We start from the raw sequence: 7,123 nt of genomic DNA, 5'->3' as shown, positions 1-7,123 counted from the left end.
CGCGCTGGTGAAGGCGTTCCACACCATCTCGCGCTCGGTGCGCCAGACCGTGGCGCTGGAGGCCAGGCTGGCGCGCCAGCAGGCGCTGGACGCCCGCGAGGCCGAGCGGGTCGCGGCGGCCGCGCCGCCCCGCAAGCCCAGCGGCGCGGACCTGGCGCGCCGGATCGACACCGTGCGCGACGCGGTCACCCGGGTGATCTGGCACGAGACCGAAACGGACGACACCATCGCCTGGCTGGAAGAGATGATGGACGAGGCGATTGCCGAGGGCTGCCTGCGCGACGACTTCTGCGCCGAGCCGCTGGACGACCACACCGCCCGCCTCTGCCAGGAGATGGGCCTGTCCGAGGAAGCCGCCCTCAACTGGCGCGACCTGCCCGATCCGTTCGACCTGTCGGATGCGGAGGCCCAAGCCCCGCCGCCCGACCCCGGCTCCCCCGATCCCGGCGGTCCGGAGCCCCAGCCCCAAAGCTCGGCCTGACCGCCTGCGCGGCGCGCAGCGCCGAAAAGGCCGACCACGGACCACACGAACCCCACGAACCCGCTCGGGACTGCGAGGCCTCGCCGGCGTCGCAGCCGTCCGTGTGGTTCGTGTGGTCCGTGGTCAAAAACAGCAGCGCCTTCGACTTCGGTGCGCACCAGCTCACGGAGGAGGCGGTGTTCGTGGCCCGGCCCGGCGGCTCGGAATGGGCTCTAGGGAGCGGCCGCCGCCCCGGCCGCGGGCATGACCGTCAGCTTGTAGGCGGCCTCGGGCTTCAGCCAGGTCTGGGCCGCACGCTTCACGTCGGCGGCGGTGACCTTCTCGGTGCCGGGGATGATCTCGCGGATCGATTCCAGGCGGCGCGGATCGGCCTGGGCGCCGCTGAGTTCGCCCAGCCAGTAGCCGTTGGTCACCCGCGCCCGCTGGATGCCCTCGATCCGGGGCTTCTTGGCCCGGCTCAGCTCGTCGGCGCCGATTTCGGTGGTGCGCAGGTCGGCGGCGATCTTCTGGGTGTCGGCGAAGAAGCCGGGCAGCTTCTCGGGCGGCACCTCGACATTGGCGGCGATGTAGCCCCAGCCGGTCCAGACCAGGCTGTGCTGCGAGTTCACGTCGGGCGAATAGGTCGCCCCCTGCGCCTCCCGGAGCTGGTCGGTCAGGCGCAGCTTCATCACCTCGCGCAGGACCGCCGTGTCGCGGGCCCGCTGGGGGTCGGCGAAGTAGTCGGTTGTCGGCCAGGCGATGAAGCCGATGGCCTGGTCGGCCCGGCCCTTGTGGGTCAGCGTCAGGGTCTGCGGACTGGCCGCCGGGAAGCGGACGACCCGCTCGGCGGCCGGAACCGGCTTGGCCTCGGCGCGCGGGGGCAGGGCGCCGAAGGTGGCGGCGGTGGCGGCGATCGCCTGCTCGACGGTGATGTCGCCCACGATCACCACCTCGACCGGTCCCGTCGACAGGTCGGGCATGATCGCGCCCCTGATGTCCTCCAGCTTCGCAGTCGCCATCTCGTCGCGGCTCGGGAAGGTCCAGCGCCGGTCGCCGGAGTGCAGCAGGCCGGGCAGGTCGCGGGCCATGACGCCGTTGTCGGTGGCCTCGTACTGGTCGTGGATGGTCCGGGACGCGGCCTTGATCCGCGCCAGCGCCGCCTCGCGCCAGGCGGGTTCGGTCATGTAGGCGGCCAGCACCTGCAACTGGGTCGGCAGGTCGCCGGTGCGCGTGGCGCCCGTCAGGACGAAGGCGTCGTCGGTGATGCCGAACCGGCCGCCATAGACCTTGGAGGCGAGCACGCGCTCCATGTCCTCCACGCCGATCTTGGCGAGCCCGCCCTCGATGATGGCGTTCGAGGCCCAGAACGGGCTCTGACGGTCGGCGGGCAGGCTCAGCATGCCGCGCCCGGCGTTGACGCGAACCAGCACCTCGTCGTCGCGGAACGTGGTCGGCTTTACGGTGAGGCGGACGCCGTTCTCGAACCGGACGAAGGTGGTCCCCAGGTCGGTCACCTCCCGCCGCTCGGCCACCTTGCCGGTCGGGCCGAAGCGCTCGTAGGGCCAGGCGATCTGCCGGGTCTGGGCCGGTGGCGTCACGGCCACCTGCTGCGACGAGTTGAGGGCGGCCAGCAGCGTCGCCTCACCGCCCTCGATGGGCGTGGGCGAGGCCATGAACACCAGCGGCCCCTGGCCCTGGAAGACACCCTTCAGCGCCGCGTTCACGGTGGCGGCCGTCAGGCCCTTCACGTCGGCCTCGAAATAGACCTGGTCGTCCGCCGGCGAGGTGACCACGGTGTGGTCGGCCAGCGAGCCCACGATCTCTCCCGCCAGGTCCGCGGGGCGGCGGGTGGCGGCGCCGGCGACGGCCGCCTTCAGGGTGGCGCGGATCTCCTCGATCTCGCGGTCCAGCTCGTCCTGGCGCACCCCGTACTGGACGATGCGCCGCTGTTCCTGCTCGGCGGCGGTCAGGGCCTCGCGCCAGCGGCCCGACTCGGCGTTGACCGCGATGGTCGCCACCTCGGCGGCGTCGTCCTGTTCGCCCTTGTAGGCGCCCGCGCCGAGGAAGGGCGGGTCGGGGGCGCGGGAGATGGCCGAATAGCGGCGGTTCAGCACCGCCAGGCCCAGGTTCTCGACCAGGTCGCGCCGCCGCTTGGCGGTGGTGTCCAGCGTCAGGTCCGGCGGGCTGATCCAGGTGACCTGCAGCGACTGGGTCACGCCGGGGTCGACCACCAGCCTGGCCTCGGCCTTGCGCGGCGCGACGGGCCCCTGGTCGGGTTCGGGCAGGGCGGGCGCCTTGGCCTGCCATCCGCCGAACGCCGTCTTGATCCTGGCTTCCATCGCGTCGAGGTCGAAGTCGCCGACGGCCACGAAGACGGCGCGCTCGGGCCGGTACCAGTGGTCATAGTAGTCGGCGATCAGGCTGGCGGGCGCCTTCCTGAGCACCTCCACCTTGCCGATCGGCAGCCGCGTGGGCAGCCGCTGCCCCTTCAGCAGGAAGTTCAGCCGCTGGATCACCACGCGATAGCCGGGGGTGTCGCGGGCGCGCTCCTCCGACAGCACGATCCCGCGCTCGCGGTCCACCGCCGCCGGGTCGATGGTCAGGTTGAAGGCCGCTTCGCGCAGGAGCTTGACCGAGGTGTCGATCGTCTCGGCGTCGGTGCGCGGGAGGTCCAGCTTGTAGACGGTCTCCGAGAAGCTGGTCGAGGCGTTCGTGTCGGCGCCGAACGCCAGGCCCAGGCGCTCGAGAATCCGCACCATCTCGCCCTCCTTCACTTCCTTCGAGCCGTTGAAGGCCATGTGCTCCAGGAAGTGGGCGAGGCCGGCCTGCTGGTCGGTCTCCATCAACGAGCCCGAGGCGAACCACAGGCGGAAGGCGGCCTGGCCGGCGGGGACCGTCTGCTTGCGGATCGCATATCGCATGCCGTTGGGCAGGGCGCCGAAGCGGATCGCCGGGTCGGGCTTCAGGTCCGAGACCGCCTGGGGCCATTGGCCGGGCGCCAGTTTCGCAGGCGCCAGCGTTGCCGCGGGTGGAGGCGCCTGGCCTGCGGCTGGCTGGGCGAAGGCGAAGGCGAGGGCGAGCGCGGCGGCAAGTGCGGGGCCTGCGCCCGGAAGACGGATCATCAATACTGCCTGGAAAGGTCCATATAACGGCGCGCAACATCGCCAAGCCGGATGGCCGCGGCAAGGCGGGAAAGCGGCGCGCTCGCGCTCCGCGCCGACACGCCTTACATACGGTGGCGATGAGCACCGCCTATTTCGAAGCGCCCGCGCCGGGCGGATCGCGTCCGCCCCATCCGGGCGATCCGGATTTCCGGCCCGCGCCCGAGCCCATCGTCAACGCCCCATGGCCGGTGGTGGCGCTGACGGTCGGCATCGTGCTGGCGTATCTGGTCCAGAGCCGCTTTCCTCTGCCGCTCGTCGAGGAAGCCTTCGCCTTCTCGCCGGCGCTGATGCTGCAGGGACATCCTGAGCGGCTGATCAGCTCGCTCTTCGTGCACGGCAGCTGGTCCCACGCGCTGTTCAACGCGGCCTTCGGCTTGGCGTTCGGAGCGCCCGTGGCGCGATTCTTCGGCCCGAGGATGAGCGGGGCGGTGCTGTTCTTCCTCTTCTACGTCGCCGCGGGGGTGCTGGCGTGCCTGGGCTTTGCGGCGCTGCACTGGGGGCAGGAAGCCTCTCTGCTCGGGGCCTCCGGCGCCGTCTCCGGCCTGATGGGCGCGGCGGCACGGCTGATCGGCGGAGAAGGGCGGGTCGGGCCACTGTTCTCGCGGCCGGTCGTGTCGATGGGCGCCGCCTGGCTGGTCGTCAACATGATCATGGCTCTCGCGCCTGGAGCCCTCATCCCCGGGGTCGGCGCAGGCGCCGCCGTCGGCTGGGAGGCGCACCTGGCCGGTTTCGCCGCCGGCGCCTTGCTGATCGGTCCGTTCGGCTGGCTGGCCGGGCGGCGCTAAGCGTCACGGCGCTCACGCGTGCGTGAAGCCAGGCGCATTGTGTCCCGGATGAAACTGGGCGACGGTGTTCTTCCAGAGAACGGGAACAGGAGGCCTCATGCTGGTCTCACAGATTCTCCGCACCAAGGGAGATACGGTCTTCACCATCAAGCCGGCCGATACGGTCGGCTCGGTCGCTGAACTGCTGCATTCCCGGGGAATTGGCGCCTTGGTCGTCATGGACGCCGAGCGGGTGGCGGGCATCGTCTCCGAGCGGGACGTGGTGCGGGCCATCGCTTCGCAGGGCGCAGCCGCGATGAAGCGGCCGGTGGCGGACTTCATGACCGTCAACGTGCTCTTCGCCGATCCTGGCGAGACCGTCGATTCCCTGCTGTCGCGGATGACCGATCGCCGTATCCGCCACCTGCCGGTCTGCAAGGCCGAGCGGCTGGTGGGCATCGTTTCCATCGGCGACCTGGTGAAATGGAAGATCTCCGAGGTGGAGGCCGAGGCCGACGGCCTGAAGGCCTACATCGCTGCGAGCTGATTTCGACGAGACCCCCCTCCTTAAGAGGAGGGCTGAAAGCCGGCGGTGCGTCGGTGACGGGCGGGGAAGGGGGCAGACCCCATCCCCGCCCGGTTTCTGTTCAGGCTACATCGCCGTCGAGAGCGGGACGCCGGAGACGGCGGCGTCGGCCAGGGTATAGGCCTCGAGCACCTCGGCGGTGGCGTCACGGGCGCGCAGCAGGGCCTCGCGCAAGGTGCAGGTGGCTAGGTCTGGGCAGTCGGCGCATTTGCGGAAGCCCAGCCGCGGGCTGACGCACGGCGCCAGGGCCAACGGCCCGTCGATGATGCGGATGACCTCCGCGAAGGTGATCTCCGCGGCCGGGCGCGCCAGGACGTAGCCGCCGAACTTTCCGCGGCGGCTCAGCACCACCTGGCTGCGCGATAGCTCCAGAAGAATCGCTTCGAGGAACTTGCGGGGCGCGCCCGCGCGCACGGACAGCTCGCCGGCGCTCACCTGGGCGCCGTCGGCGCGCGCCAGCTCCACCAGCGCCCGCAATCCGTACTTGGCCTTCTGCGACAGCATCCGCGTCTCCCCCGTGAAGTTGTGGCGGGCGCATGACACGGGCGCAAGGCGGCTCCCGCCTCGCGGGAGTGCGGCATTCTCAACATGCGCGCAGCGGCCGGCCGTGATCCGGCGTTTCTCCGGCACGTCTGTGCCCGAGCAGGCGCGCGCCCGCGGGAAACCATTCCCTGACCCCGCGGAACGCCGGCGGCGGCGTGCGGCATTCCGCCGGTTTGTGAGATTCTTTGCGAGTCCCTGTTGACGCCGGGCGGGGGCCCAAATAGATAGCCGCCTCCGCTCGGAAACGGGCGGCGACGAACGGATCGACAGGGGCTTAAGTCCTTGATAATCCTGACGAAGCCGCATCTGTCCCGAGAGGTCGACTGTCCCGCCGAGGACGCCCGGAGAGCTCGCTTTCCACGGCTGACGAAGCGGGGCTTGGCCAGAAGATCCGGGTTTCCCGGGGATCGGCCAGGGTCCTCAAAAGGACCGGTTGACACCCAGGAGGTCGGCCACTAGATAGCCGCCTCCGCTCGGGGCGGGGCTGACGACGAAGAGTTTGATGGGACGCAAGTCCTTGAAAAACTTCTCGAAGTCACCATGTTCCGAGACGTCGGCAGCCTCGCAGGGGCGGCTTGGTCGGTTCGCCTTCCAAGCCATCGAAGCGGGGCCTGGCTCGAAGATCCGGATCTTCCGGAGATCGGCCAGGGTCCTGAAAAGGATCGGTTGACACCCAGGGAGACGGCCACTAGATAGCCGCCTCCCGCTCGGGGCGGGGCTCACATCGATACGAACGGCGGGCGTCGAATAAGGCGCTTGATATTCGCTTCGAAATGAGTATTTTCCCGAGCTCCAATCGAATCGCTACGGACCTAGAGGGAAGCCCCTCGGCAGCCCGCGGTGATTTTTGCGGCCAAATCCGGGGGTTCTCGGAATTGTCGCAAAGCCTCAAAAAGGCCGGTTGACACTAAAGAGGCCGGTCACTAGATAGCCGCCTCCGCCGACCACCGGCGCTAAACAGTGGGCTCGGCGAAAGCCGGTGCGGGTCTTTGACATCGTTGATTTGGAAAGAGAAACGCAGGCGGCGGCGTCCTGGCGATAGTCCTAACCAGACTATCTCGACGCTGATCGGATTGCGGTCTTTTTTGAAGACACCATGAATATGGTCGAACTTCGGTTCGGCTATGATTTGTGGGAACTCGTCAAAGAATACGCAAACTATAGCCAGCCGGTTCCTTCGGGGATCGGTAGCGCTGAAGGTCAGAAGTCAACTCAACCTGAGAGTTTGATCCTGGCTCAGAGCGAACGCTGGCGGCAGGCCTAATACATGCAAGTCGAGCGGCCCTTCGGGGCAGCGGCGGACGGGTGAGTAACGCGTGGGAATATGCCCTTTGGTACGGAACAACTGAGGGAAACTTCAGCTAATACCGTATGTGCCCTTCGGGGGAAAGATTTATCGCCATTGGAGTAGCCCGCGTTGGATTAGGTAGTTGGTGAGGTAAAGGCTCACCAAGCCGACGATCCATAGCTGGTCTGAGAGGATGATCAGCCACACTGGGACTGAGACACGGCCCAGACTCCTACGGGAGGCAGCAGTAGGGAATCTTGCGCAATGGGCGAAAGCCTGACGCAGCCATGCCGCGTGAATGATGAAGGTCTTAGGATT

At 68.7% G+C, this 7,123-nt stretch carries 5 protein-coding genes and 1 rRNA gene; 4 read left to right on the top strand and 2 right to left on the bottom strand.

Features of this window, described 5'->3' with window-relative positions; translation table 11 throughout:
- The coding region (locus tag EPO51_RS23680) for a hypothetical protein (protein WP_293355592.1) at positions 1–481 on the top strand (481 nt) is incomplete at its 5' end.
- A 212-nt stretch (positions 482–693) separates the two neighbouring features.
- Here EPO51_RS23680 and EPO51_RS23675 read toward each other — a convergent pair.
- Positions 694–3,582, bottom strand: a complete 2,889-nt coding sequence (locus tag EPO51_RS23675) for a M16 family metallopeptidase (protein WP_293355590.1) — start codon at positions 3,580–3,582, stop codon at positions 694–696.
- A gap of 119 nt (positions 3,583–3,701) precedes the next feature.
- Between EPO51_RS23675 and EPO51_RS23670 the strand changes: the two genes are divergently transcribed.
- Together EPO51_RS23670 and EPO51_RS23665 are read left to right on the top strand one after the other, a co-directional pair.
- Positions 3,702–4,409 carry a rhomboid family intramembrane serine protease gene (locus tag EPO51_RS23670; protein WP_293355588.1) on the top strand — a complete coding sequence of 236 codons (708 nt, stop codon included), beginning with the start codon at positions 3,702–3,704 and terminating at the stop codon, positions 4,407–4,409.
- A 97-nt stretch (positions 4,410–4,506) separates the two neighbouring features.
- Positions 4,507–4,935, top strand: coding sequence for a CBS domain-containing protein (locus EPO51_RS23665; protein WP_293355586.1), 429 nt, complete (start codon positions 4,507–4,509; stop codon positions 4,933–4,935).
- A gap of 105 nt (positions 4,936–5,040) precedes the next feature.
- Here the strand turns inward: EPO51_RS23665 and EPO51_RS23660 are convergent, their stop codons facing one another.
- Positions 5,041–5,478, bottom strand: coding sequence for an RrF2 family transcriptional regulator (locus EPO51_RS23660; RefSeq protein ID WP_293355584.1), 438 nt, complete (start codon positions 5,476–5,478; stop codon positions 5,041–5,043).
- Between the two features lie 1,252 nt (positions 5,479–6,730).
- On the opposite strand from EPO51_RS23660, the gene EPO51_RS23655 reads away from it, so the two are divergent.
- Positions 6,731–7,123, top strand: a 16S ribosomal RNA gene (locus tag EPO51_RS23655); the annotation flags it as partial.

It is taken from the genome of Phenylobacterium sp., assembly GCF_004297125.1.
GTDB lineage: Bacteria > Pseudomonadota > Alphaproteobacteria > Caulobacterales > Caulobacteraceae > Phenylobacterium.
This window is presented reverse-complemented; position numbering and strand designations above follow the sequence as displayed.